The sequence below is a fragment of the Achromobacter sp. NFACC18-2 genome (genome assembly GCF_900108985.1).
Lineage (GTDB): Bacteria > Pseudomonadota > Gammaproteobacteria > Burkholderiales > Burkholderiaceae_B > Achromobacter.
In genome coordinates this window covers 87,621-111,342 of the sequence record NZ_FNYM01000006.1, presented here as the reverse complement: position 1 = coordinate 111,342, position 23,722 = coordinate 87,621, and the positions used below count along the sequence as shown (strand labels likewise).

Below are 23,722 nucleotides of genomic sequence, written 5' to 3'. Positions count from 1 at the left end.
GGGGGCGCACATGAAGCTGATGAAAAGACTCCTCGCCGTCCTGTTGCTGGCTGCCGTCGCGGCGGCCGGCGGGCTGTACTGGCTGGGCACGCGCGATGACGGCAGCACCGGCCCCGCCGCGGCGGCGGCCGACGGCACGGCCCTCATCGAGCGCGGCCGCTATCTGGCGCTGGCCGGCAACTGCATGGCCTGCCACACCAGCCGCGGCGGCAAGGCGTATGCCGGCGGCACGCCCATTCCCACGCCATTCGGCACGGTCTACGGCCCCAACATCACGCCGGATCCCGAGACGGGCATCGGCGCCTGGTCGGCCGACGACTTCTGGCAGGCGCTGCACAACGGCAAATCCAAAGATGGCACGCTGCTGTATCCGGCGTTTCCGTACACCGAATACACGCGCGTCACGCGCAGCGATTCCGACGCCCTGTATGCCTATCTGCGCAGCGTTTCGCCCGTCAAACAGGCCAGCCGGCCGGCCGAGCTGGACTTCCCCTACGACCAGCGCGTGCTGCTGGCCGCCTGGCGCGCGCTGTACTTCAATCCCGGCGTGCAAGAACCCGATCCCGGCCAGTCGGTCCAGTGGAATCGCGGCCGCTACCTGGTCGACGGCGTGGGCCATTGCGCCGCCTGCCACACGCCGCGCAACAGCCTGGGCGCCTCGCGCGCGGGCGACGCGCTGGCGGGCGGCGTGATCCCGGTGCTGGACTGGTATGCGCCGCCGCTCACGAACGATATGCAGACCGGCATGGGGCGCTGGACGGCGCAGGATATCGCCACCCTGCTCAAGACCGGCATGTCCGCGCATTCGACCGTCAGCGGGCCGATGGCGGAGGTCGTGCTGGGCAGCACCCAGCACCTGAGCGATGAGGACGCCCTGGCCATCGGCGTGTACCTCAAATCGTTGCCCGCCACGCCACCGGCCTCGACGGCGCGGACCGCCAGCGCGGCGCCCGCGGCGATGGAACTGGGCGGCAAGCGCTATCGCCAGCAATGCGCGCAATGCCACCAGCCGGATGGCACGGGCAGCGGCACGGCATGGCCAGCGCTGGCGGGCAATCCGACGGTCACAGCGCCTTCGCCGGTCAACGCCATCCGCATGGTGCTCGACGGCGGTTTTGCGCCCGCCACGGCCGCGAACCCGCGTCCCCACGGCATGCCGCCGTTCGGACAGATGCTCAACGACGACGACATCGCGATGGTGGTGACCTACATCCGCAATAGCTGGGGCAATGAGGCGGGCGCGGTGAGCGCCCTGGACGTTAAGCGCGCGCGGGCGGCGTCGACCTTGAACTAGCGCACGCCGCGTGCGCCAGGTCGCCCAGCGTGCGGATCGCGGCGTCGATGCCCGCGTCCCAGGGATGCCCATAGTTCAGGCGCAGCGCGCTGCCGAACTGTCCGCTGGCCGAGAAGATCGGGCCCGGCGCGACGCTGATGCCGCGGGCCAGCGCCTGGTGGTGCAGCGCCAGCGCGTCCACGGCGGCGGGCAGCTCCAGCCACAGAAAGAATCCGCCCTGCGGCCGCGTCACGCGTGTGCCCGCGGGGAAGGCCTGCGCAATGGCGTCGGCCATGCGTTCCTGCTGCGCCTGCAGGGTCTGGCGCAGCCGGCGCAGGTGGCGGTCGTAGCCGCCCTGTTCCAGGTATTCGGCGATGGCGCCCTGCGCGGGACCGGACGCCGACAGCGTCGACGACAGCTTCAGGCGCTGCACGCGCTGCGTGTAGCGCCCCGCGCTGGCCCAGCCGATGCGGTAGCCCGGCGCCAGGCACTTCGAGAACGACGAGCAATGCAGCACCAGCCCGCGCGTATCGTAGGCCTTCGCGGGCACGGGCCGCGCCGCGCCGAAATACAGTTCGCCGTAGACGTCGTCCTCGATCAGCGGGATGTCGTGCCGCGCGAGCAGTTCGACGAGCTGGCGTTTCCTGTCGTCGGGCATCAGGCAACCCAGCGGATTCTGGAATTGCGTCATCAGCCAGCAGGCGCGCGGCGAATGGCGCAGGATGGCGGCCTGCATCGCGTCCAGGTCGATGCCGGTTCGCGGATGCGTGGGCACTTCCAGCGCCTTGAGGCCCAGGCGTTCCAGGGCCTGCAGCGCGCCGTAGAAGGTCGGCGCCTCGACCATGACGGTGTCGCCCGGCTGCGTGACCGCCTGCAGGCAGAGATTGAGCGCCTCGAGCGCGCCATTGGTGACCACGATGTCGCTGGCGGGCAGGTTGATGCCGCCGATCAGGTAGCGCAGCGCGATCTGCCGGCGCAGGCGCGGGTTGCCAGGCGCCAGGTCGTCCACGGTGTCGCGCGGATCCTGGCGTTTCAGGTGCGCGGCCATGGCCTGCGCCAGGCGCGGCAGCGGAAACAGCAGCGGGGAGGGGAACGCGGAGCCCAGCGGCGTGACGTCGCGGTTGCGCACCGAGCCCAGGATGTCGAAGATCCGTTCGCTGATGGCCAGCGCCGTCGATTCGCCGTCGGGACAGGAGGCGCCGGGTTCGGGCGGCAGCGATTCGGCCGGCGCGTTGACGTAATAGCCCGAGCGCGGCTGGGCGCGGATGAGGCCGCGCGCTTCAAGCAGGTAATAGGCCTGGAATACCGTGGAGGGACTGACGCCCCGCGCGGAACAGGCATCGCGCACCGAGGGCAGCCTGTCGCCGGCGCGCAGCACGCCGCTGGCGATCGACGTGGCGATCTCGTCGGCCAGGGTCTCGTAAAGGCTCACGATGCCGCAGGGCGACGACGCGGGCTCATTTGCTGCTTTGGAGGATCGCCATGGCCTGGCGTTCCATGAACTCGCCCAGCGTGTCGATGCCGCGCAGCTTCAGGATGGTGTTGCGCACCGCGGCCTCGACCAGCACGGCCAGGTTGCGGCCCGCGGCCACCTGCAGCATTACCTTGCGCACGGGCAGGCCCAGCATGTCCTGCGTGATGTCCTGCAGCGGCAGGCGTTCGAACTTGTCCTGCGCGGTGGCGCGCACCAGGTGCACGATGAGCTTGAGCCGCATCTTGCGGCGAACGGACGTTTCGCCAAAGATGGTGCGGATGTCGAGCAGGCCCAGGCCACGGACTTCCAGCAGGTTCTGGAGCAGTTGCGGACAGTGGCCTTCGATCATGTTGGGGGCGGTGCGCGAGAACTCGACCGCATCGTCGGCAACCAGGCCGTGCCCGCGCGAGATCAGTTCCAGGGCCAGTTCGCTCTTGCCCAGGCCCGATTCGCCCGTGATCAGCACGCCCAGTCCCAGCACGTCGAGAAAGACGCCATGCACCGTGGTGGTGGGCGCCAGCTTCTTGCCGAGGTAGATGCGCAGCAGGTCGATGAGCTGCGCGGCGGCGACCGGCGTGGACAGGAGCGGCACCTGGTGCTGATCGCACTGGTCGACCAGGTCTTGCGGCGGCGTCAGTCCGTCGGCCAGCAGGATGGCGGGCACGCCGCCGATCAGCAGCTCGTCCATGTGGTGCATGCGACGGCGCAGGTCGAAGCGCGTGTAATACGCCAGCTCTTCCTGGCCGAACACCTGGATGCGCGACGGGTGGATGAGGTTCAGGTGGCCGACGAGGTCGGCGGCCGCCATGCCGTCATCGGGAATCGCGCGGTCCGCCGCGCCCTGGCCCGAGATCCAGTTGAAGGGGATTTTGTCGGCGTTGTCGTCGACGAGTTCCTGCACCGTGAGCATGGCAGCGACTTTCGCGTGGGATCAGAGTTGGCCGGTCGTGAGCATCTTGTGGACGATCGCCGGATCGGGCTCGGTGGCCAGCGCCTCGCGCAATGCCTTGTTGGACATGAGCTGGGCGAGTTCGGCGAGGATGTCCAGGTGCTGCTGCGTGGCCGTTTCCGGCACCAGCAGGCACAACAGCATCGAAACGGGTTGCCCGTCGGGCGCGTCGAAGGTGATGGGCTGGGCCAGGCGGATGAACGCCGCCAGCGCCTGTTCCAGGCCCTTCACGCGGCCGTGCGGCACGGCCACGCCCTGGCCAAGCGCCGTGGACCCCAGGCGCTCGCGGGCGAACAGGCTGTCGAACACGAGCGCGCGTGCCAGGCCATTGTTGTTTTCAAAAAGCAGGCCGGCCTGTTCGAACGCGCGCTTCTTGCTGGTGGCGAGCAGATCGAGCACGACGTTGCCGGCGGGTAGGATGCGCGACAAATGATTCATCGGGTCATTATAGGGTGATATGACGCACTGCAACAATCAACGGCCCGGCATGTCGGACGACGCGACGCCCGGGCCACAAGAGCGACAGCATAGACCGATCGCGGGGCGTTGTGGGCATTCCGGGCCGCTCGGCGGTCCCGTCGCGGCAAAGCCAGGGAAAACGCTGATCCGCCTGCGCACGCAGGAACGCGGGATGGAACGAAAAAAGGGGGGAGGGGGTAATGCAGGAGGGGGAGTTTGCCGATGCCCCGGCTGGACGCGAAGTCGAGCGGGACACCGGGACTTAGGCAGGATCCTTGGATCGCTGTACTGCTAATCGCTCAGGTGAGCGGTCGTGAGGCGCGTTACTGCTGGGGTGGCGAGAGGCTCGCCGCTTGCCGCTTCACGGACTCTGCTGAATGACTTCTGACCTTGTCCTTGTGCTTGATGACCTGACGGTCGACTTTGTCGGCAAGAAGATCGATGGCCGCATAGAGGTTTTCATCGGTTGCTTCACAATGAATGTCCTTGCCGCTCAGGCGCATGGTGATTTCGGCTCTATGCCGCAGGGGCTCTACTGAGAGCATGACCTGGGTATCGATGACGTGATCGAAATGCCGCAGCACTCGCGCCAGTTTGTTCATGACATATTCCCGGATGGCCGGGGTGACGTCGAGGTGACGACCGCAGATGCTCAGGTTCATAGTGTGCTCTCCTTCTGAAAGAGGAAAAAAGGTGCGCAAAAGGCGCGGTGAGGTCGTTAGGCGTTCTCCTTCAATAAGCAGGTTCGTTTAGTACTAGTGTATAGACTCGGGCCGATAAAACAAGCTGACCTACCGCAAGACCATGGCATTTTTATGGCTGAACCCCTAGGGCGTATGGCCCCGGTTCTCCGGGGCGCCGGGCGTGCGTTACGGGGTCTTTCATGGGCGGTTACATACGGAAGTGTTCGCCCAGGTACACGCGGCGAACCGCGGGATCGCCCACGATTTCCTCGGGATGGCCATCGGTGAGCACCTTGCCCTCGCTGATGATGTAGGCGCGGTCGCAGATGCCCAGGGTTTCGCGCACGTTGTGGTCGGTGATCAGCACGCCGATGCCACGGCCCTTGAGGAAGCGCACGATGCGCTGGATCTCGATGACGGCGATGGGGTCCACGCCGGCAAAGGGCTCGTCCAGCAGGATGAAGCGCGGACTGGTGGCCAGGGCGCGCGCGATTTCCACGCGGCGTCGTTCACCGCCCGACAGCGAGATCGCGGCGTTGCTGCGGATGTGCCCGATCTGCAGCTCTTCCAGCAGGGACTCCATCTGCTCGTTGATCTTTGCGGTCGACAGGGGGCGGCCATCGGGGCCGACTTGCAGCTCGAGCACCGCGCGGATGTTCTGTTCCACCGTCAGGCGGCGGAACACCGATGCATCCTGCGGCAGATACGAAAGGCCCATGCGCGCGCGCTTGTGGATCGGCATCGCGGTGATGACGGCGCCGTCGATTTCGATCCGGCCGGCGTCGGCCGGCACCAGGCCCACGATCATGTAGAAACTGGTGGTCTTGCCCGCGCCGTTGGGACCCAGCAGGCCGACGACTTCGCCGCTGACCACGGACAGGGACACGTCCTGCACGACGGTGCGGCCGTTATAGGTCTTGCGCAGTCCGGTTGCGCGCAGGCTGCCCTGCTTGACGCCCGAAGGGGCGGAGGTCACGGGGGTCGGCACTGAAGGTTGGTTCATCGTGGCTGCGATTGGTGTTGCATGGGAAGCGCTTCAGCGCCCTTTCTTGGCTGCCTGCTGCTTGCGGCATTCGGCGACGGCGGCGTCCAGCTTGGCGCGAGGTTCGGCCAGGGACCGCACCCGTCCGCCCGCCGCGGCGGAGTTGGGACCGCCCTGCGCTTCATAGGTGCCGCTTTTCTCGTTGTAGCGTACCCGCTCGCCCCGAATGGTATCGAACGGTTTCCCACAGACGTAGCGGATCACCACCGCCTGGCCGATGAGGTCGAAAGTGCTTTTGGTGCCGTCGTATTCGGCGCGCAGGCCCTTGCCTTCGATGAGTTCGAAGTTCTCCGGCCGTTCCTGGCGGATGGTGACCACCTTGCCCTTGTTGGCGGTGGCCGTGCCGTACTGGTTGCCCTGCGCATCTTCGTTCATCTGCAACGTGTCGGACGTCAGCGTCATCAGGCCGCGCGTCATGTTGACGTTGCCGGTGAAGACGCTTTGCTTCTTCACGTCGTCGTAGTGCAGCGTGTCCGACAGGATGAGCGTGCTGGGCTCTTCGGCCGGCGTGGCCGCCTTCGGTTCCGCCGCGTATGCGGGCGCAAGCGCGCCGGCCGTCAACAGCACGGCGCCCATCAGGCGGGTCGTCGGGGCAAGGAGGGTCCGGAGGTCGGTCATGGTTTTTTCTGGTCAGTGTTGTTGGCTGGAATCTCGGTGCGGCGCTGCTGTCTGCCTTCCGAACCGGCGATTTCCACATCGGTCGATGCCGAAACCTGCAATTGGCGCGTCTTGTTGTTGTAATGCATGCCCGTGCCCGTCATCCGTGAACGGCCCTTCAGGACCACCGCCGGCAGATCGGTATAGACGACGTCATCATCGGGCAGGATGATGAGCTGCTGGCTGCGCACGTCCAGCATGTCGTTTTCGGCATCGGGCTGGCGCAGCACATGGGCATCGCCGTCCATGACGATGCGCTTGCCGCCTTGCTCCATCACGGCCGTCTTGGAGACGGCCACGGTGATCGGGTTGGTTTCGCGCTGGCCCACGGCGCGCGGCGTCGTGACGTGATACGAATCGTCGTCGGGGAAGTGCTCCATGTACTCGCCTTCCAGGCGGTTGATGGGCTTGCCCGTGGGATCGGTGCGCAGCATCACGAAATTGCGCGACCAGGAGTCCATTTCATGGGTGACGCGGCGCGGCGGGTCGACCTGGATGGCCCGTTGCGCGTAATCGGCCGCCCACCACGAACTGGTGACCAGCACCAGCAGCAGGAACAGCGCAATCAGGGAGGGAAAACGTTCTTTCATCGGGTGCGCCGCGAGGGCGTAGTCCTGGTGGGTGCGATCACTGGATGGCCCCGGGGCCCAGCAGCCCGGGCGAGGCCAGGAACGCGCCAAGGCGTCCTTGCGAGGCCAGCAGGAGATCGCAGCATTCACGAACGGCCCCGCTTCCGCCCGGCAGGGTCGAGACCCAGTGGGCTGCCTGGCTGACGTAGCCGGGGGCGTTCGGCACGCTGGCCGCAAAGCCCGCGCGCTGCAAGGCCGGCAGGTCGATGATGTCATCGCCCATGTAGCCGGTTTGATTCAGTTGGACACCCGAACGCTGCGCAAGTTCGGTCAGGGCGGTTCCCTTGTCGCGCACCCCCTGCATGACCTCGGCGATGCCGAGCTCGGCCGCGCGCCGCGCGACAATGGGGCCGGAGCGGCCCGTGATCAGCGCCACCTTCAGGCCGCTTTCCATCAGCAGCCGCATCCCGTGGCCGTCCAGGGCGTGAAAACGTTTTTGCAGTTCGCCGCCTTCGCCGTAATACAGACTGCCGTCGGTCAGGACGCCATCCACGTCGAACACCATCAGGCGCACGGCCGCGGCGCGTTCGCGCACGATGGCGGGGATACGGGCAAGCACCAGCGCTTCGGCCGGGTGATTCACGGAAGCAGAGAGGTTCATAGTCATACCACTTTAGCGGCCATCAGATCATGCATGTGCAACGCGCCGACCAGCGCGCCGTCATTGTCCATCACCAGCATGTGATTGAGCCGTAGTTCGTCCATCTGCCGGGCGGCCTCGACGGCCAGCGCCTCGGGATTGATGCTGCGCGGCGAGCGCGTCATGCCCGACTCGACGGTCAGGCTGCGGATGTCGCCATGCCGCGCGATGAGACGGCGCAGGTCGCCGTCGGTGAAGATGCCCAGGGGATGGTGCTGCGCGTCGGTCACGACCGTCATGCCCATGCCCTTGGCCGACATGACTTCCAGCGCCTGCGACACCGGGGTGCCGGCCAGGACGATGGGCAGCGCATTGCCCTGGCGCATGACGTCGCGCACGTGGGTGAGCAAACGGCGGCCGAGCGCGCCGCCCGGGTGCGAGCGGGCAAAATCCTGCGGCCCGAAACCGCGCGCCTCCAGGCAGGCGACGGCCAGGGCGTCGCCCAGGGCGAGCGCGGCCGTGGTGCTTGCGGTGGGCGCCAGGTTGAGCGGGCACGCCTCCTGGGCCACGCTGGCGTCCAGATGGATGTCGGCCTGGCGCGCCAGTTCGGACTGCGGGTTGCCGGTGATCGCCACCAGCCCGGCGCCCATGCGGCGCACCACCGGCAGGATGGTGAGGAGTTCCTCGCCCGAGCCGGAATACGAAATCGCGATCAGCACGTCGTCGCGGGTGATCATGCCCAGGTCGCCATGCACGGCTTCGGCGGCGTGCACGAAGAAGGCCGGGGTGCCCGTGGAGGCCAGCGTCGCGGCGATCTTGCGGGCGATGTGTCCCGTTTTTCCGATGCCGCTCACCACCACGCGGCCGCGGCACGCGAGCAGCATGTCCACGACCTGCGTGAAGCTGTCATCCAGCCTGGCGGACAGGTCCTGCAGGCCCTGGCTTTCAATTTGGAGCGTTCTGCGCGCAGATGCCAGCGCGGTGGCGGACGATGGGGTGGGATGGTCGGTCATGGGCGGATTTTAATCGCAGTATGCTAGTTTGCCCCGGCCAGGGGCGTATGGCATGCTGGCGAGTCTTTCAACGGCTTTCAAACTTTCTTTCCAGGCCCGCTCCATGTCCAGCATTCCCAGTCCCGTCCTTGGCACGCCACTGTCCCCCCTGGCTACCCGCGTCATGTTGCTGGGTTCCGGAGAATTGGGCAAAGAGGTCATCATCGCCCTGCAGCGGCTGGGCGTGGAGGTCATTGCGGTGGATCGGTATGCCGACGCCCCTGGCCACCAGGTGGCGCATCGGGCGCATGTGGTCTCGATGACGGACCCGCAGGCCCTGCGGCAGATCATCGAGCAGGAGCAGCCGCACGTTATTGTCCCCGAAATCGAAGCCATTGCCACCAGCCTGCTGGTGGAACTGGAAGCGGCCGGCGTGGCGCGGGTAACCCCGACCGCCCGTGCGGCCCAGCTCACCATGAACCGCGAGGGCATCCGCCGGCTGGCGGCCGAGACCCTGGGCCTGCCCACCTCGCCGTACCGTTTCGTGGATACCGAGGAAGAACTGCGCCAGGCCACCGAAGGCGACATCGGCTATCCCTGCGTCATCAAGCCGGTCATGTCGTCCTCGGGCAAGGGCCAGTCCATCATCAAGAGCGCCGACGACGTGGCGTCCGCTTGGCGCTATGCCCAGGAAGGGGGCCGGGTCGGGGGCGGCCGCGCCATCGTCGAGGGCTTCATCCGCTTCGACTACGAAATCACGCTCCTGACCGTGCGCGCCCGGGGCGCCGACGGCCAGGTCGAAACCCGCTATTGCGAACCCATCGGCCACAAGCAGGTCGACGGCGATTACGTCGAAAGCTGGCAGCCGCACCCGATGTCGCCCGCGGCGCTCCAGCGCGCCCGCGAGATCGCGCTGGCCGTGACGTCCGAACTGGGCGGGCTGGGCATTTTTGGCGTGGAGCTCTTCGTGGCCGGCGACCAGGTCTGGTTCTCCGAGGTCAGCCCCCGTCCGCACGACACCGGCATGGTCACCATGATCACCCAGGTGCAGAACGAATTCGAGCTGCACGCCCGCGCCCTGCTTGGGCTGCCGGTGGATACCAGCCTGCGCCAGCCGGGCGCCAGCAGCGTCATCTACGGGGGCGTCGAGGCCGCCGCCGTCTCGTTCCACAACGTGGCCGAAGCCCTGGCCGAGCCGGGCACCGACATCCGGCTCTTCGGCAAGCCCGAATCCTTCGTCAAGCGCCGCATGGGCGTGGGCCTGGCCGTGGCCGAAGACGTCGCCGCCGCCCGCGCCAAGGCCAAGCGCGTGTCCGCCGCCGTGACCGTCAAGGCCGGCTGAACCCCAGTCCGCACCCGCCGGGAGGGGGGCAAAAGCCCGCCCTGATCCCGCGATAACGCCACCCGCCCGCCGGTCGGTGGCGTTTTTTTTGCCCGTTTCCCCCGGATTGTGTTGTAAGCCTGTCACGTTCGACGGCTAATTTGGGCTGCCTGCCGCCTGAATCGCCGTCGCTTGCGTGCTTGCCCCTGCGCGCTGTGTGGTTTGCGCTTTCTCATCGTTTGTTCGATAATTTCAGAAATTCCTGAAATCAACGTAACGGCATGTGTCGTTCCGCGATTCATCGTGTTACAGGTTGACCCTCATGGCGCTTTCCCCCCAGATCGAACGTTTTGTCCTGCACTTTGGTGAAATGGGCAGCCGCTGGGGCGTGAATCGCACGGTCGGCCAGATCTACGCCCTGCTGTTCCTGGCGCCCAAGCCGCTCAACGCCGATGACATCGCCGAGGGCCTGGGCTTCTCGCGCTCGAACGTCAGCCTCGGATTGAAAGAGCTGCAATCCTGGCGCCTGGTCAAACTGATCCACCAAGTGGGCGACCGCCGCGACTACTTCGAGACTCCCAAGGACGTCTGGGAGATCTTCCGCATCCTGATGGAAGAAAAGCGCAAGCGCGAAGTCGATCCCACCCTCACGCTGCTGCGCGACACCCTGCTGGAGTCGCCGTCCGGCCCGGACGAGGCTTACGCGCAACAACGAATGACCGAAATGCTGGAGCTCATCGAACTGTCCACCGGGTGGTTCGACGAGGTTCAACGGCTGCCGCCAGAAACCCTCCAAAGCCTGATGAAACTTGGTTCCAAGGTGCAGAAGGTGCTGGGCTTTGCCGGCAAATTGCGAGGCAAGGGCTGACCCGCCACCCCTCGATTTTTCAGGAAACCCCTATGAAGTTGTATGCATCGCCCCTAACATGGCGCGGTAGACGGCCTGGGAACCATGCCGGTTGCCGCAGCGCGTCGACGCTTTGGGAGCAGCCTCATGATTGATCTCGATGTCGTGAACCTATCGCGGTTCCAGTTCGCCGCGACCGCGCTCTACCATTTCATCTTCGTCCCCCTCACGCTTGGCCTGTCGTTCATGCTGGCCATCATGGAAAGCGTGTATGTCATGACCGGCCGCGCCATCTGGAAAAAGATGACGATGTTCTGGGGCACGCTGTTCGGCATCAACTTCGCGCTGGGCGTGGCGACCGGCGTGGTGATGGAGTTCCAGTTCGGCATGAACTGGTCCTACTACAGCCACTACGTGGGCGACATCTTCGGCGCGCCGCTGGCGCTCGAAGGGCTGATGGCGTTCTTCCTGGAAGCCACCTTCGTCGGCCTGTTTTTCTTTGGCTGGAACCGCATGTCCAAGGTCAGTCACCTGGTGGTGACCTGGCTGGTGGCCTTCGGCACCAACTTCTCCGCGCTGTGGATCCTGATCGCCAACGGCTGGATGCAGAACCCGGTCGGCGCCGTCTTCAATCCCGACACCATGCGGATGGAAATGACCGATTTCGCCGCGGTCATCTTCAACCCCGTCGCGCAGGCCAAGTTCGTGCACACGGTCAGCGCCGGGTATGTGGCGGGCGCCATGTTCGTCATGTCGATCAGCGCGTGGTATCTGCTGCGCGGCCGGCATATCGACCTGGCCAAGCGCTCCATGGCGGTGGCCGCCAGTTTCGGCCTGGCCGGCGCGCTGTCGGTGGTCGTGCTGGGCGACGAAAGCGGCTACCTCACCACCGAGCACCAGAAGATGAAGATCGCGGCCATGGAATCCATGTGGCACACCGAGCCCGCGCCCGCGTCCTTCAACCTGATCGCGATCCCGAACCAGGCCGAACGCCGCAACGATTTCGCCATCGAGATTCCCTACGTGATGGGCATCATCGGCACCCGCTCGCTGACCACGCCGCTCCTGGGCATAAATGACCTGATCCTGCGCGCCGAGAATCGCATCCGCGACGGCATCGTGGCCTACGAGGCCCTGCAGAAGATCCGCGCCAATCCCAAGGACATCGATGCGCGCATGGTGTTCGACAGGACCTGGCCGGACCTGGGCTACGCGCTGCTCGTCAAGCGCCACCAGCCTGACATCAGCAAGGTCACCGAGGCGGACATCAAGCAGGCCGCCATCGATACCGTGCCGACCGTGGCGCCGCTGTTCTGGGCGTTCCGCATCATGGTCGCGGTGGGCATGTACCTGATCCTGTTCTTCGGCGTGGCGTTCTGGCTCGCCTCGCGCGGCCGCCTGGACAGCCGGCCCGGCCTGCTGAAGGTGGCGCTGTGGAGCCTGCCGCTGCCCTGGATCGCCATTGAAAGCGGCTGGTTCGTCGCCGAGTATGGCCGCCAGCCCTGGGTGATCGAAGGCGTGTTGCCGACCTACTACGCGGCGTCTGGCCTCACGATGACCGACCTGGTGGTCAGCCTGTCGATCTTCCTGGTGCTGTACACCGTGCTGCTGATCATCGGCGTCAAGGTGATGCTGCATGCCATCAAGGCCGGACCCAAATCCGACGGACCGGCGCCTGGCGCCGCCGCCGCCGATCCTGTCCACGCCGCCGTGCGCGCCTGAAGGGAGAGACGCAAATGGATACCCTTATTCCTATCGACTACGGCACGCTGCGCGTCGTGTGGTGGGTGCTGCTGGGCGCCTTGCTCATCGGCTTTGCCGTCATGGACGGCTTTGACCTGGGCGTGGCCGCGCTCCTGCCGGTGGTCGCCAAGACCGACGCCGAGCGCCGCATCGTCATCAACGTGGTGGGGCCGGTCTGGGAAGGCAACCAGGTCTGGCTGATCACCGCGGGCGGCGCCATCTTCGCGGCGTGGCCCTTGCTGTACGCCGCGTCGTTCTCCGGCTTCTACCTGGCGATGATGCTGGTGCTCATTGCGCTGATCCTGCGGCCGGTGGGCTTCAAGTACCGCAGCAAGATGGAAGGCACCCGCTGGCGCAACCGCTGGGACGCCGTGCTGTGCTTCTCGGGCGTGGTGGCGTCGCTGGTGTTCGGCGTCGCCATGGGCAACATCATCCTGGGCGTGCCGTTCACATTCGAGGCGCTGACCCTGCGCCCCGTCTATGAAGGCCACTTCTTCCAGTTGTTCATGCCCTTTGCGCTGCTCGCTGGCGTGCTGAGCGTGGTCATGCTGGCGATGCACGGCGCGGTGCTGCTCGCCTGGCGCACGGACGATCCCGTCTCGTCGCGGGCCCGCAATTGGGGGCGCCTGTGCGCCTTGCTGACCGCCGCGCTCTTCGTGGCCGGTGGCTTCTGGGTGGCGGGCGGCGTGCCGGGCCATGCGATCACCAGCGCGGTCGACATGGCCGCGCCGTCCGATCCCATGCTCAAGACGGTGTCGGTCCAAACCGGCGCCTGGATGGCCAACTACGCGAAGTGGCCGTGGATGTGGATCGCGCCCGTCCTGGGCGTGGCCGGCGCGGTGCTTGCGGCCCTGCTGCTGACCGTGCGCGCCAACGTGCTGGCGTTCCTGTCGTCGTCGGCCTCGATCGCCGGCGTGATCCTGACGGTGGGCTTCTCGCTCTTTCCGTTCATCATGCCCTCGTCGACCAATCCGAAGGCCGGCCTGACGATCTGGGACGGATCCTCCAGCCACCTGACGCTGTGGATCATGGTGATCGCCGTCGCCGTCTTCCTGCCCATCGTGACCGTCTACACCGGCTGGGTGTATCGCGTCATGCGCGGCAAGGTCACCCATGATTCGGTGGGCGACACGCCCAACTCGTACTGATAAAGGAGCCTCCACCATGTGGTATTTCTCGTGGATTCTCGGCCTGGGCCTGGCGTGTGCATTCGCCATCCTCAATGCAATGTGGTTCGAGCTGCGCGAGGGTCATACGCATGACCCGCGTGCCAGCCGCGACGACGAGTGAGCGGCGGCGCAAGCAGCCTCGAGCACGATCCGTCCGCGTCCCTGCAGAAGCCGCCGCGCGAGCAGTCGCGGTGGCTGATGGGACTGGCCAGGACAGCGCGCTTTCCGCTGATCCTGGCCGGCGCCGCGCCGCTGGTCGGCGGGGCCCTGCTGGTTGTCCAGGCATGGCTGCTGGCCAGCGTGCTCGATTCGGCGATCGTCGGCCAGGTGCCGAGGCATGAACTGCTGGGCGGCATCCTCGGCATTGCGGCGCTGATGCTGCTGCGCGCCTGCATCGCCTGGGCGGGCGAGCGCGCCGGCGCCGATGCGTCCGAACGGATCAAGCGCCATGTGCGCCAATCGCTGTTCCAGCGGCTGGTGCGCAGCGGACCGTACTGGAGCCGGGGCAAGGCATCGGGCGAGCTGGCGAGCGCGGTGGTCGACCAGGTCGAGGCGCTGGACGGTTTCTTCGCCAAGTATCTCCCCGCCATGGCCGCTGCCGCCATGCTGCCGGTGGCGTTCTCCGTGGTGCTGCTGCCCATGGATGTCGTCGCCGGCCTGGTCCTGCTGATCACGGCGCCGCTGATTCCGCTGTTCATGGCGCTGGTGGGGTGGGGCGCGCAAGGCGCCAGCCGCCGTCACCTGCGCGCCTTCGCGCGCCTGTCGGGCTTTTTCGCGGACCGGCTGCGCGGGCTGTCCACGCTCAAACTGTATGGACGCGCCCAGGCCGAGGCCCAGTCCGTCGTGGCCGCCAGCGATGCGCTGCGCCAGCGCACGATGTCGGTGCTGCGCATCGCGTTCCTGTCTTCGGCCGTGCTGGAATTCTTTGCCGCCCTGGGCGTGGCGGGCGTTGCCGTCTACATCGGCCTGACCTACCTGGGGTTCCTGGACGTGCGCTGGTCGCCGCTGACCTTGCAGGCCGGGCTGTTCTGCCTGCTGATGGCGCCGGAGGTCTATGCGCCGCTGCGCCAGTTCGCGGCCCACTATCACGACCGCGCGACCGCGCTTGCCGCCGTCACGCAGCTCGCCGTCTTGTTCGACGGCCTGCCCCAGGACGCCGGCGATGAGGCTGCCGAGGCGGCGGCCGCGCCCACCGCCGCGCCCGTGCATGCCAGCCAGGGCGCCGGCCTTGTCATGGCCGGCCTGCGCGTCGAGGCGCCGGGCCGCGGCCACGCGGTGCTGTCGGACGCCGCATTCACGCTTGCGCCGGGTGAGCACGTGGCGCTGATGGGGCCCAGCGGCGCCGGCAAGACCACGCTCATCGAAGCCATCGCGCGCCTGCGGCCGGCCGGCGGCGATATCCGCATCGACGGCCTGCCCCTGGCGCAGTGGGAAGAAGCCGCCTTGCGTCAGCGCGTGGCGCTGATCGGCCAGCGGCCCCAACTGCTGGCCGGGTCCATCGCCGACAACATCCGCTTGGGCCGTCCCGGCGCCACGGACTTGCAGGTGCAGGACGCCGCGCGCCGCGCCTGTGTGCTTGAATTCGCGCAAGACCTGCCGCAAGGGCTGGACACCCCGCTCGGCAGCCGCGGCCATGGCCTGTCTGGCGGACAGGCGCAGCGCGTGGCGCTGGCCCGCCTGTTCCTGCGCGACCCTGGCCTGATCCTGCTGGACGAGCCCACCGCGCACCTGGACGAGGCCACGCAGGCCCGCGTCCTGGACGAAATCCTGGAGTTTGCCGCCGGCCGCACCTTGCTGCTGGCCACGCACGCGCCGGCAGTCGCCGCCCGGTTCGACCGGGTGGCGCGCGTTGCGCACGGCGCTGTGGAAGACGCATGAAAAACCTGTTGCTGCTCCTGCCCCTGTATGCGCGTCGTAAAAGCGGGCTTTTGCTCGCATTGTTCTGCGCGCTGGCCACGGTGGCCGCGGGCGTGGGCCTGCTGGGGGTGTCGGGCTGGTTCCTGACGGGCGCGTTCCTGGCCGGCGCCGGCAGTGTCTTCAATCTGTTCGCGCCCTCGGCGCTGGTGCGCGGGCTCTCGTTCCTGCGGATCGTGTCGCGCTATGCGGACCGGGTGGTCGGGCATTCGGCCACGTTGCGCCTCTTGGCCGATCTGCGCGCCATGGTGTTCGCGGCGCTGATCCGGCTGACACCGCGCCAGCTCGCGCGCTATCGCAGCGGCGATCTGGTCGCCCGCATGACCAACGACGTCGACGCGCTGGACACGGTGTTCCTGTTCGTGCTGGCGCCGCTGGCGACGGCGGTCCTCGCGGGCGCCGTGCTGACGGCCGTGCTGGGGCAATGGCTGCCCGCCGCCGCGCTGGTGTTCGCGTTGGCGCTGCTGACGGCGTGCGTGTTTGTGCCCCTGTGGCTGGTGCGCGCGGCGCGCAAGCCGGGCGCGGCGGCGCAGGAGAGCGCGGCGGGGCTGCGCGCCGCCACGCTGGACGCCGTGGATGGCCATGCGGACATGGTGGCGATGCATGCGCAGGATCAGACACTGGCACATTTCAATGGCCTGTGCGAGGCGAGCGCCCGGGCGCGGCGCAGCCAGGCGCGGGTGGCGGTGCGCGGGCAATGGTTCCTGCAGGTGTGCGCGGGCATTGCGGTGCTGGCGCTGCTGTGGTTCGGCCTGGCCGCGCACGAGGCGGGCCGCATTGAGGGTCCGGTCCTGGCCGGCCTGCTGCTGGCCGTCATCGGCATCTTCGAGGTGGCCGGTCCCATCATGCGCGGCGCTTCCCGCATGGGGTCGGCGATGTCGGCGGCCGCGCGCATCCGCGAGATCACGCAGTGCCTGCCCGACATGCAGGATCCGGCCGTGCCGCGTCCGCTGCCCGCCCGCGGCGCGCTGGAACTGGACGGTGTGCGCTTTGCCTACCCGGCGCGCACGCCGGGCGACAGCCCCCCGGTGCTGCATGACATCAGCCTGCGCATCGAGCCGGGCGAACGCGTGGCCATTCTGGGGGCCAGCGGCGCGGGCAAGTCCACGCTGCTGCATCTGATCCTGCGGCTCGAGGATCCGCAGGCCGGGCAGGTCAGGTTCGGTGGCTGCGATGCGCGCGAATGCGCGCAGGCGGACTGGCATCGACGGATCGCCCTGCTGTCGCAGGATTCGCCGCTGTTCCTGGGCACGCTGCGCACCAACCTGCTGATCGGCGACCCGGACGCCGACGATGCCACGCTGTGGCGCGCCCTGGACGCGGCCAGGCTGGGCGACTTCGTGCGCGGCCTGCCTGACGGCCTGGACACCTGGGCGGGCGAAACCGGTTCGCAGCTGTCGGCCGGACAGGCGCGACGGCTTTGCCTGGCAAGGGCGCTACTGACGCCGGCCGCCATCCTCGTGCTGGACGAGCCGACCGCGGGGCTGGACGCCGCGGCCGAGTCCGCGTTCTTCGCCGACCTTGAACATGCGGTGCGCGGACGCACTGTGGCGCTGGCGACGCACGCGGCCTTGCCCGACGGCGCGGTGCATCGTCGCCATGTTCTGCGCGATGGAACGTTGCATGTCATGTCATCGCAAGCGGCAATCCTGGCTTAAGCGGGGCGGCGCGGTTATAGTTCGCCTTGCTTCAATTCTCTTCAGGGACGCACTTCATGCAGACCGACAACGCCGAGTTCATCCGGCGCACCATCCGCAGCGTTCCGGATTGGCCTCAACCCGGTGTCACCTTCCGCGACATTACGCCGGTGCTGCAGGATCCCCGTGCGTTCCGGGTCCTGATCGATCTCTTCGTCTATCGCTACATGCGCCAACGCCTGGATTTGGTGGCGGGCGTGGATGCGCGCGGTTTCATCGTCGGCAGCGTGCTGGCCTATGAGTTGAATCTGGGCTTCGTGCCCGTGCGCAAGAAGGGCAAGCTGCCGTATCGCACGGTGGCCGAGGAATATTCGCTGGAATACGGCAACGCGGCCGTCGAGATGCACACGGATTCGGTGCGCACGGGCCAGCGCGTCCTGCTGGTGGACGACCTGATCGCCACGGGCGGAACCATGCTCGCGGCCATCAAGCTGCTGCAGCGCCTGGGCGCCAACGTGGTGGAAGCCGCCGCCATCATCGACCTGCCGGATCTGGGTGGTTCCGCCAAGGTGGCCGCCACCGGCACGCCGCTCTACACGGTCTGTCAGTACGGCGCGGACACGACGCCGTAGCGCGTAGCGCACGGGGTGCGTCCCCGCGCCGGCGCGCGTATGTCCATGGCATATGCGTCCGGCTTATGCGTCCGGCTTGTGCCTGTGGCTTATGCGTCTGAAAGCCGGGGCTGGATGAAATCCAGGAAAGCCTTGGTCTTGGCGGGCAGCATGCGCGAGGGCAGCAACGCAAAGAGGGGCAGGGGAGTCAGGCTCCATTCGGGCAGGACGCGCACCAGGCCCGCCTGCTTGATGGCGCGCTCCATCGCATCGAACACCAGCAGCGGCGTGATGCCCAGCCCATGGCCGGCCAGACGCCCCAGCATGCCCACGTTGTTGGCCGACAGGCGGCCCGATACCTGCACGCGTTCCACTTTGTCGCCTGAATGGAGCATCCAGAAGGATGAGTCTTCGCGCATCGTCGGCCGCAGGCATTCGTGGTGCGACAGATCCGCCGGCACCCGCGGTTCGCCGTGGCGGGCCAGGTAATCGGGGGAGGCGTAGAGCTGGTGCGCCATCAGCACGATCTTGCGCGAGATCAGGCTGGAATCGGGCTGCTGCCCGAAACGCAGGATCAGGTCGAACGGATTGCTGATGGGGTCGATCGGGCGCATGCTCAGATCGAAGTCGCACTCGATGTCGGGATGCTGCTCGCGGAACTCGCGGATCACGGCGGGCAGGAACAATTGCGCCAGGCTGCTGGGCAGCGAGATGCGTAGGCGGCCCTTGGGCTGCACCGCCATGTCGAGCAACTGGTCGTGTGCGATGCGCGCTTCTTCGACGATGTGCCGGCAGCGCTCGAAATAAATGGCGCCCGCCTCGGTGAGATCGATCTTGCGCGTGCTGCGATTGAGCAGCCGCATGCCCACGCTGCGTTCCAGTTCGCTCACGCGGCGCGAGAGCGTGGACGTCGGGATATTCAGGGCCTCGGCGGCGTGGCTGAAGTTCTTGCGCTTGGCGACCTCGACGAATAGCGCGATGTCGTTAAGCTGAATGTCCATGGGGCCCTCGAGACTCAAAATTCCATTGCTGGCAGATTTGTATGATAAATGGAATTATTGTCCCGCCAGCAGAAATGTCTATTTCTCCACACTGCATATCGCTTGCATTGCGTGGCGGCGTCATCTCCCGTTACCCAGCTTGCCGAAAACTGAATGCCGGCAAGGCTTGTCGCCATTGGGCGCCAGGCGCGAGCGCCCCGGAAATGCGCAGAAAGTGCGCAGCAAGTGCGCAAGTCGGGACGGATACGACTTGAAATTGTCCCATCCGTGCAAATATGTTCACCAAAATAAGGGTTTTTACTAGGCCCGGATCGCCAGATACTTCGTCCCAGCAATCAAATTGTCACATCGGCGCTGTCAGCCTGGCAGATGGCGATGCGCACGTTTAGGATGGAGTCATCTCAATGAAAGTGAAAGCCCTAGCTACCGCACTCATGGTTACCGCCGCTCTGGCAGGCATGTCCGCCGCTCACGCCGATGGCAAGACGCGTGAACAGGTGCAGCAGGAATTGCAGGCCGCCAAGGCGGCAGGCACCGTCACGTTTGGCGAACTGGACTACCCGCCGGCCGTGGCCCAGACCACCAGCCTGTCGCGCGAACAGGTCCAGCAGGAGCTGCAAAGCGCCAAGGCCGCGGGCCAGGTGACGTCCGCCGAACTGGACTATCCGCCCAAGACCGTGGCGCCGGCCGGCGGCAAGAGCCGCGAGCAGGTCCGCCAGGAATTGGCCGACGCCAAGGCGCGCGGCGAATACACGTTCGGCGAGCTGGACTACCCGCCCCAAGGACGCTGATTCACGCGCCGGCAGTCCATACGCCCGGAGAGGTCACCGCACGAACCCCTTGTGACGCCAAGGGGTTTTTTGTTCCCGCGAGTTCGCCCCGTCCACGATAGTGTGGCTTTTACGCCGCACAAACTGTTCCGCAGGCAGCACTACTCTTGTCGGCCAGAACGATCCCGGCGCATCCTTGCAGGCAAGGCTTCGGGTTTTGTGAGTAAAAATTCGTATTCGTTATCAACGCGTTAGCTGGATTCTTCAAATGCGGGGCGCGTTCAGCATCCCGTCATTATCCCAACCGTGGAAAGTAGTTCGTCGAAATGCTGGTTACTGCGGCGCGCTGCAAGCTGGACACTAGCTTCAGTGCATGCGCCGCTCGATCGATTGCAGCGGCATGCGGGATCGCGCCGTGGGTCGCGGCGCCCTGCAATGTGCCTTTCATCTCGCCATTTTGGGGATTCAAATGAAGAAGACGTTTTTGGCCGTCGCGTTGCTGACGGGCTTTGCCGGCGCCGCGCAAGCCGCCGATTCCGTGACGCTGTACGGCTTGATCGACGCCGGTGTCGGTTACGAAAAAGTGAAGTTCAAGGGCGATTCGCAGAGCCGCTTCGGCGGCGTGCAGGGCGTGAGCAGCGGCTCGCGCTTTGGCCTGCGCGGTACGGAAGACCTGGGCGACGGCCTGCGCGCCGTGTTCACCCTGGAAGGCGGCTTCGGACCCATGAACGGCAAGTCGCTGCAAAGCAACCGCCTGTTCGGCCGGCAGGCCACCGTGGGCCTGGACAGCGATTCCTGGGGTCGCCTGGAATTCGGCCGCCAGACCAACCTGGCCTCCAAGTACTTCGGCTCGATCGATCCGTTCTCGACCAGCTACAACACCGCCAACATGGGCACCACGTTCGGCAGCGCCAACACGATGCGCCTGGACAACATGGTGCTGTACCAGACCCCCAGCCTGAGCGGCTTCAAGGCGGGCATCGGCTATTCGTTCAGCGCCGACGACACCGTCAGCGACACGACGCAGACCGGCTTCGCCACGGGCAACAACAACCGGGTGATCACCGCCGGCGTGCAATACGTCAACGGCCCGCTGAATCTGGCCGCGTCGTATGACCGCTTCAATCCGTCCAACAACCGCGTCGGCGGCAAGGATGCGGCGCGCATCCAGGAATACATCGTCGGCGGTACGTACGACTTTGAAGTGGTGAAGCTCGCGGCCGCCTTCGGCCAGACGCGCGACGGCTGGTTTGTCGGCCAGAACATGGGCACCACCCCCGACGGCATGAACACCCTGGGCTCGTTCAAGCTGGCTGATGGCTTCCGCGCCAATTCGTACATGATCGGCGCGACCGTGCCGTTGGGCCGCCATGCCGTGTTCGGTTCGTGGCAGCGCGCGACCGCCAGCAACGACAAGCTGACGGGCGACGATGCGACGTTCAACGTCTACAGCCTGGGCTACACCTACGACTTCACCAAGCGCACCAACCTGTACGCGTACGCCTCCTACGGCGACAACTACGCGTTCCAGCACGACGCCACCGACACCGCTGTCGCCGTCGGCGTGCGCCACCGTTTCTAAGCGACGGAACGTCCGGCTGGACCTTGCTGAATGCGCGGCCCATTCTCCGTGGGCCGCCGAGTGACAGCGAACCCCCCCCTGATTGGGTTCGGCCGGGCGTGACTTGAGCACAGAAGGGAAGGGCCTCCGCAAGGAGGCCCTCTCGCTTTCTGGCGCCGGCGCTACAGGAACAGCTTGTAGGCCGGGTTGTCGGTCTCGTTCCAGTGCGGATAGCCCAGTTCCGCCACGAAGCTGCGGAACTGCTTCTTGTCCGCGGGCGGCACCTGGATGCCGATCAGGATGCGGCCATAGTCCGCGCCCTGGTTGCGGTAATGGAAGAGGCTGATGTTCCAGTCGGGATTCATCGCGTTCAGGAAGCGCATCAGCGCGCCCGGACGCTCGGGGAATTCAAAGCGGTACAGCAGTTCGTTGCGCGCCAGCGCCGACCGCCCGCCCACCATGTGGCGCAGGTGGGTCTTGGCCATTTCGTCGTGGGTCAGGTCCAGCGTGTCGAAGCCGTGGCGGCGGAAGTTCGCCGCAATCTTGTCCGGTTCGGACGCGGACGAGACCTGGATGCCAACGAACACATGGGCGCGGTCCGCGTCCGAGATGCGGTAGTTGAACTCGGTGACGCTGCGTTCGCCCACCAGTTCGCAGAAGCGGCGAAAGCTCCCGCGCTGCTCGGGCATGGTGACCGCGAAGACGGCCTCGCGCATTTCGCCGACCTCCGCGCGTTCGGAGACGAAGCGCAGGCGGTCGAAGTTCATGTTGGCGCCGCAGGCAATGGCGACCAGCGTCTTGTTCTTCAGGTGGTGTTCGGCCGCGTACTGCTTGGCGCCGGCCACGGCCATCGCGCCGGCCGGCTCCAGCACGCTGCGCGTGTCCTGGAAGACGTCCTTGATGGCGGCGCAGATCGCATCCGTGTTGACCACCACGTAATCGTCCACGTACTTGCGCGCCAGCTTGAAGGTTTCGGCGCCCACCATCTTGACCGCCGTGCCATCCGAGAACAGGCCCACGTCGTTCAACTGCACCCGCCGGCCCGCGCGCACGCTGCGCAGCATGGCGTCGGAGTCCTCGGTCTGCACCCCGATGATCTTGATCTCGGGACGAAGCTGCTTGATGTACGCCGCCACCCCGGCGATCAGGCCGCCGCCGCCGATCGCCACGAAGATCGCGTCGATGGGGCCCGGGTGCTGGCGCAGGATCTCCATGCCTACCGTGCCCTGGCCCGCGATCACGTCGGGATCGTCGAAGGGGTGGACGAAGGTCAGCTTCTCTTTCTTTTCCAGCACCTGCGCATGCGCGTAGGCGTCCGAGAAGCTCTCGCCCGCCAGCACGACCTCGCCGCCCAGCCGGCGCACCGCGTCGATCTTGACCTGCGGGCTGGTCGTGGGCATGACGATCACGGCGCGGCAGCCCAGGCGGCTGGCCGCCAGGGCGACGCCCTGGGCGTGGTTGCCGGCCGAGGCCGCGATGACGCCGCGATTGCGCGCCGCCGGGCTCAGGTTGGCCATCTTGTTGTAGGCGCCGCGCAGCTTGAAGCTGAACACCGCCTGCGTATCCTCGCGCTTGAGCAGCATCGTGTTCGACATCCGCTGGGACAGCAGCGGCGCCACCTCCAGCGGCGATTCGACCGCGACGTCATAAACCTTGGAAGTCAGAATGCGTTTCAGATAATCAGTGGACATGGGCCGCGCGACTGGGCAAGAGTGAGGACTGGCCGAGATTATTGCAGGGAATGCGTGTCGCCTTCCCGGTTTCCCGCGGCTACACTGCCGCCACCATGGAAGAAAGTCTCCTATCCGCAGTCAATTGGCTCCTCGGCGTGCTGGCCTTGCCCTCGGTGGGCCTGCCGGCCATCTTCACCGTCTCGCTCGTGTCCGCGACGCTGCTGCCGCTGGGCTCCGAGCCGGCGGTGTTCGGGTACATCAAGCTTTCGCCGGACATGTTCTGGCCCGCCATCCTCGTCGCGACCCTGGGCAACACCGTGGGCGGGGCCATCAGCTACGCCATGGGGCTGGGCGCGGAAAAGGCGGTCGAGCGCTGGAAGGAAAAGCACCCCCATCCGCATCCCAAGGCGACCGAAGGCGGGCGCATGCGCGGCCGCTGGCACGAGCGCGCCCACGACTTGCTGCATCGCATGGGGCCGCCCGCCCTGTTGCTGTCCTGGCTGCCCGCGGTGGGCGATCCCCTGTGCGCGGTCGCCGGCTGGCTGCGCCTGTCCTTCTGGCCCTGCGTGCTCTACATGACGATCGGCAAATTCATGCGCTATCTGTTCATGACGGCCGGACTGCTCTGGTTCTTTCCCGGAAAAATCTAGCGCTGACGCCGTGCTTAAAAAGGGACGGTGCACGCCGTTCCGATAGCGCCTTTGGACGGCTTGGCAGGGATATTAGGGGTCAAGTCG

Annotated in this window: 23 protein-coding genes; 12 read left to right on the top strand and 11 right to left on the bottom strand. The window is 66.5% G+C overall.

Annotated elements, in window-relative coordinates; translation table 11 throughout:
• Positions 1-10: 10 nt before the first annotated feature.
• Positions 11-1,294 carry a c-type cytochrome gene (locus BMW75_RS10995; RefSeq protein WP_092579240.1) on the top strand — a complete coding sequence of 428 codons (1,284 nt, stop codon included), beginning with the start codon at positions 11-13 and terminating at the stop codon, positions 1,292-1,294.
• Here the strand turns inward: BMW75_RS10995 and BMW75_RS10990 are convergent.
• The 9 genes from BMW75_RS10990 to BMW75_RS10950 all read right to left on the bottom strand — a co-directional run bounded on the left by BMW75_RS10990 (position 1,260) and on the right by BMW75_RS10950 (position 8,759).
• Complete coding sequence (locus tag BMW75_RS10990; RefSeq protein ID WP_092579239.1) at positions 1,260-2,705, bottom strand: aminotransferase-like domain-containing protein; 1,446 nt, start codon at positions 2,703-2,705, stop codon at positions 1,260-1,262. The two genes, BMW75_RS10995 and BMW75_RS10990, sit on opposite strands and share 35 nt — an antisense overlap.
• A gap of 25 nt (positions 2,706-2,730) precedes the next feature.
• Complete coding sequence (hprK, locus tag BMW75_RS10985; protein ID WP_006216298.1) at positions 2,731-3,657, bottom strand: HPr(Ser) kinase/phosphatase; 927 nt, start codon at positions 3,655-3,657, stop codon at positions 2,731-2,733.
• Positions 3,658-3,678: 21 nt separating this feature from the next.
• Positions 3,679-4,134, bottom strand: a complete 456-nt coding sequence (locus tag BMW75_RS10980) for a PTS sugar transporter subunit IIA (RefSeq protein WP_076518524.1) — start codon at positions 4,132-4,134, stop codon at positions 3,679-3,681.
• Positions 4,135-4,478: 344 nt separating this feature from the next.
• Positions 4,479-4,817, bottom strand: coding sequence for a ribosome hibernation-promoting factor, HPF/YfiA family (hpf, locus tag BMW75_RS10975; protein WP_006216296.1), 339 nt, complete (start codon positions 4,815-4,817; stop codon positions 4,479-4,481).
• Positions 4,818-5,046: 229 nt separating this feature from the next.
• Complete coding sequence (gene lptB, locus BMW75_RS10970; protein WP_076518525.1) at positions 5,047-5,841, bottom strand: LPS export ABC transporter ATP-binding protein; 795 nt, start codon at positions 5,839-5,841, stop codon at positions 5,047-5,049.
• A gap of 33 nt (positions 5,842-5,874) precedes the next feature.
• Positions 5,875-6,498 carry a lipopolysaccharide transport periplasmic protein LptA gene (gene lptA / locus BMW75_RS10965; RefSeq protein WP_076518526.1) on the bottom strand — a complete coding sequence of 208 codons (624 nt, stop codon included), beginning with the start codon at positions 6,496-6,498 and terminating at the stop codon, positions 5,875-5,877.
• A complete protein-coding gene (gene lptC / locus BMW75_RS10960; RefSeq protein ID WP_076518527.1) occupies positions 6,495-7,127 on the bottom strand; it encodes an LPS export ABC transporter periplasmic protein LptC in 633 nt (210 codons plus the stop codon). The genes lptA and lptC overlap by 4 nt, the downstream gene beginning before the upstream one ends.
• A gap of 37 nt (positions 7,128-7,164) precedes the next feature.
• The gene (locus tag BMW75_RS10955; RefSeq protein WP_083714241.1) at positions 7,165-7,773 is read right to left on the bottom strand and encodes a KdsC family phosphatase; all 609 of its coding nucleotides are present in this window, start codon (positions 7,771-7,773) and stop codon (positions 7,165-7,167) included.
• Positions 7,770-8,759 carry a KpsF/GutQ family sugar-phosphate isomerase gene (locus BMW75_RS10950; protein ID WP_092579237.1) on the bottom strand — a complete coding sequence of 330 codons (990 nt, stop codon included), beginning with the start codon at positions 8,757-8,759 and terminating at the stop codon, positions 7,770-7,772. Before BMW75_RS10950 ends, BMW75_RS10955 begins: the two co-directional genes overlap by 4 nt.
• Before the next feature lie 103 nt (positions 8,760-8,862).
• On the opposite strand from BMW75_RS10950, the gene purT reads away from it, so the two are divergent.
• The 8 genes from purT (at position 8,863) to BMW75_RS10910 (ending at position 18,001) form a co-directional block, all read left to right on the top strand.
• A complete protein-coding gene (gene purT, locus BMW75_RS10945; protein ID WP_092579235.1) occupies positions 8,863-10,080 on the top strand; it encodes a formate-dependent phosphoribosylglycinamide formyltransferase in 1,218 nt (405 codons plus the stop codon).
• A gap of 301 nt (positions 10,081-10,381) precedes the next feature.
• Positions 10,382-10,927, top strand: a complete 546-nt coding sequence (locus BMW75_RS10940) for a GbsR/MarR family transcriptional regulator (RefSeq protein ID WP_092579547.1) — start codon at positions 10,382-10,384, stop codon at positions 10,925-10,927.
• 126 nt (positions 10,928-11,053) lie between these two features.
• Positions 11,054-12,628, top strand: a complete 1,575-nt coding sequence (locus BMW75_RS10935; protein WP_076518532.1) for a cytochrome ubiquinol oxidase subunit I — start codon at positions 11,054-11,056, stop codon at positions 12,626-12,628.
• Between the two features lie 14 nt (positions 12,629-12,642).
• The gene (cydB, locus tag BMW75_RS10930) at positions 12,643-13,797 is read left to right on the top strand and encodes a cytochrome d ubiquinol oxidase subunit II (RefSeq protein WP_076518533.1); all 1,155 of its coding nucleotides are present in this window, start codon (positions 12,643-12,645) and stop codon (positions 13,795-13,797) included.
• Positions 13,798-13,813: 16 nt separating this feature from the next.
• Positions 13,814-13,939 carry a cytochrome bd-I oxidase subunit CydX gene (gene cydX, locus BMW75_RS10925; protein WP_043546919.1) on the top strand — a complete coding sequence of 42 codons (126 nt, stop codon included), beginning with the start codon at positions 13,814-13,816 and terminating at the stop codon, positions 13,937-13,939.
• Positions 13,936-15,696 carry a thiol reductant ABC exporter subunit CydD gene (cydD, locus tag BMW75_RS10920; RefSeq protein WP_092579233.1) on the top strand — a complete coding sequence of 587 codons (1,761 nt, stop codon included), beginning with the start codon at positions 13,936-13,938 and terminating at the stop codon, positions 15,694-15,696. The genes cydX and cydD overlap by 4 nt, the downstream gene beginning before the upstream one ends.
• Positions 15,693-17,390 (top strand): thiol reductant ABC exporter subunit CydC, encoded by a 1,698-nt coding sequence (cydC, locus tag BMW75_RS10915; RefSeq protein ID WP_092579231.1) that lies wholly within the window; start codon positions 15,693-15,695, stop codon positions 17,388-17,390. Before cydD ends, cydC begins: the two co-directional genes overlap by 4 nt.
• Before the next feature lie 56 nt (positions 17,391-17,446).
• Positions 17,447-18,001 (top strand): adenine phosphoribosyltransferase, encoded by a 555-nt coding sequence (locus BMW75_RS10910; RefSeq protein ID WP_056319625.1) that lies wholly within the window; start codon positions 17,447-17,449, stop codon positions 17,999-18,001.
• 89 nt (positions 18,002-18,090) lie between these two features.
• Here the strand turns inward: BMW75_RS10910 and BMW75_RS10905 are convergent, their stop codons facing one another.
• Positions 18,091-18,981: a LysR family transcriptional regulator gene (locus BMW75_RS10905; protein WP_076518536.1), complete on the bottom strand. Its 891-nt coding sequence runs from the start codon at positions 18,979-18,981 to the stop codon at positions 18,091-18,093.
• Positions 18,982-19,385: 404 nt separating this feature from the next.
• On the opposite strand from BMW75_RS10905, the gene BMW75_RS10900 reads away from it, so the two are divergent.
• Positions 19,386-19,772, top strand: a complete 387-nt coding sequence (locus BMW75_RS10900; protein WP_092579227.1) for a DUF4148 domain-containing protein — start codon at positions 19,386-19,388, stop codon at positions 19,770-19,772.
• 448 nt (positions 19,773-20,220) lie between these two features.
• Entirely contained in the window at positions 20,221-21,333 is a 1,113-nt protein-coding gene (locus BMW75_RS10895; protein WP_092579545.1) for a porin, read from the top strand.
• 161 nt (positions 21,334-21,494) lie between these two features.
• Here BMW75_RS10895 and ilvA read toward each other — a convergent pair whose 3' ends face one another.
• Complete coding sequence (gene ilvA / locus BMW75_RS10890; protein WP_076518538.1) at positions 21,495-23,003, bottom strand: threonine ammonia-lyase, biosynthetic; 1,509 nt, start codon at positions 23,001-23,003, stop codon at positions 21,495-21,497.
• A 95-nt stretch (positions 23,004-23,098) separates the two neighbouring features.
• Here ilvA and BMW75_RS10885 point away from each other — a divergent pair, with 95 nt between their 5' ends.
• A complete protein-coding gene (locus BMW75_RS10885; RefSeq protein ID WP_076521907.1) occupies positions 23,099-23,635 on the top strand; it encodes a YqaA family protein in 537 nt (178 codons plus the stop codon).
• Positions 23,636-23,722: the final 87 nt, after the last annotated feature.

What these genes read in the sequence shown, in the direction of transcription:
- BMW75_RS10900 (WP_092579227.1), top strand. Translation starts at nt 19,386, where the DNA reads ATGAAAGTGAAAGCCCTAGCTACCGCACTCATGGTTACCGCCGCTCTG.
- hprK (WP_006216298.1), bottom strand. Translation starts at nt 3,657, where the DNA reads ATGCTCACGGTGCAGGAACTCGTCGACGACAACGCCGACAAAATCCCC.
- BMW75_RS10895 (WP_092579545.1), top strand. Translation starts at nt 20,221, where the DNA reads ATGAAGAAGACGTTTTTGGCCGTCGCGTTGCTGACGGGCTTTGCCGGC.
- hpf (WP_006216296.1), bottom strand. Translation starts at nt 4,817, where the DNA reads ATGAACCTGAGCATCTGCGGTCGTCACCTCGACGTCACCCCGGCCATC.
- lptC (WP_076518527.1), bottom strand. Translation starts at nt 7,127, where the DNA reads ATGAAAGAACGTTTTCCCTCCCTGATTGCGCTGTTCCTGCTGCTGGTG.
- purT (WP_092579235.1), top strand. Translation starts at nt 8,863, where the DNA reads ATGTCCAGCATTCCCAGTCCCGTCCTTGGCACGCCACTGTCCCCCCTG.
- ilvA (WP_076518538.1), bottom strand. Translation starts at nt 23,003, where the DNA reads ATGTCCACTGATTATCTGAAACGCATTCTGACTTCCAAGGTTTATGAC.
- BMW75_RS10980 (WP_076518524.1), bottom strand. Translation starts at nt 4,134, where the DNA reads ATGAATCATTTGTCGCGCATCCTACCCGCCGGCAACGTCGTGCTCGAT.
- cydX (WP_043546919.1), top strand. Translation starts at nt 13,814, where the DNA reads ATGTGGTATTTCTCGTGGATTCTCGGCCTGGGCCTGGCGTGTGCATTC.
- cydB (WP_076518533.1), top strand. Translation starts at nt 12,643, where the DNA reads ATGGATACCCTTATTCCTATCGACTACGGCACGCTGCGCGTCGTGTGG.
- BMW75_RS10995 (WP_092579240.1), top strand. Translation starts at nt 11, where the DNA reads ATGAAGCTGATGAAAAGACTCCTCGCCGTCCTGTTGCTGGCTGCCGTC.
- lptA (WP_076518526.1), bottom strand. Translation starts at nt 6,498, where the DNA reads ATGACCGACCTCCGGACCCTCCTTGCCCCGACGACCCGCCTGATGGGC.
- BMW75_RS10955 (WP_083714241.1), bottom strand. Translation starts at nt 7,773, where the DNA reads ATGACTATGAACCTCTCTGCTTCCGTGAATCACCCGGCCGAAGCGCTG.
- BMW75_RS10910 (WP_056319625.1), top strand. Translation starts at nt 17,447, where the DNA reads ATGCAGACCGACAACGCCGAGTTCATCCGGCGCACCATCCGCAGCGTT.
- BMW75_RS10885 (WP_076521907.1), top strand. Translation starts at nt 23,099, where the DNA reads ATGGAAGAAAGTCTCCTATCCGCAGTCAATTGGCTCCTCGGCGTGCTG.
- lptB (WP_076518525.1), bottom strand. Translation starts at nt 5,841, where the DNA reads ATGAACCAACCTTCAGTGCCGACCCCCGTGACCTCCGCCCCTTCGGGC.
- BMW75_RS10950 (WP_092579237.1), bottom strand. Translation starts at nt 8,759, where the DNA reads ATGACCGACCATCCCACCCCATCGTCCGCCACCGCGCTGGCATCTGCG.
- BMW75_RS10935 (WP_076518532.1), top strand. Translation starts at nt 11,054, where the DNA reads ATGATTGATCTCGATGTCGTGAACCTATCGCGGTTCCAGTTCGCCGCG.
- cydC (WP_092579231.1), top strand. Translation starts at nt 15,693, where the DNA reads ATGAAAAACCTGTTGCTGCTCCTGCCCCTGTATGCGCGTCGTAAAAGC.
- BMW75_RS10905 (WP_076518536.1), bottom strand. Translation starts at nt 18,981, where the DNA reads ATGGACATTCAGCTTAACGACATCGCGCTATTCGTCGAGGTCGCCAAG.
- BMW75_RS10940 (WP_092579547.1), top strand. Translation starts at nt 10,382, where the DNA reads ATGGCGCTTTCCCCCCAGATCGAACGTTTTGTCCTGCACTTTGGTGAA.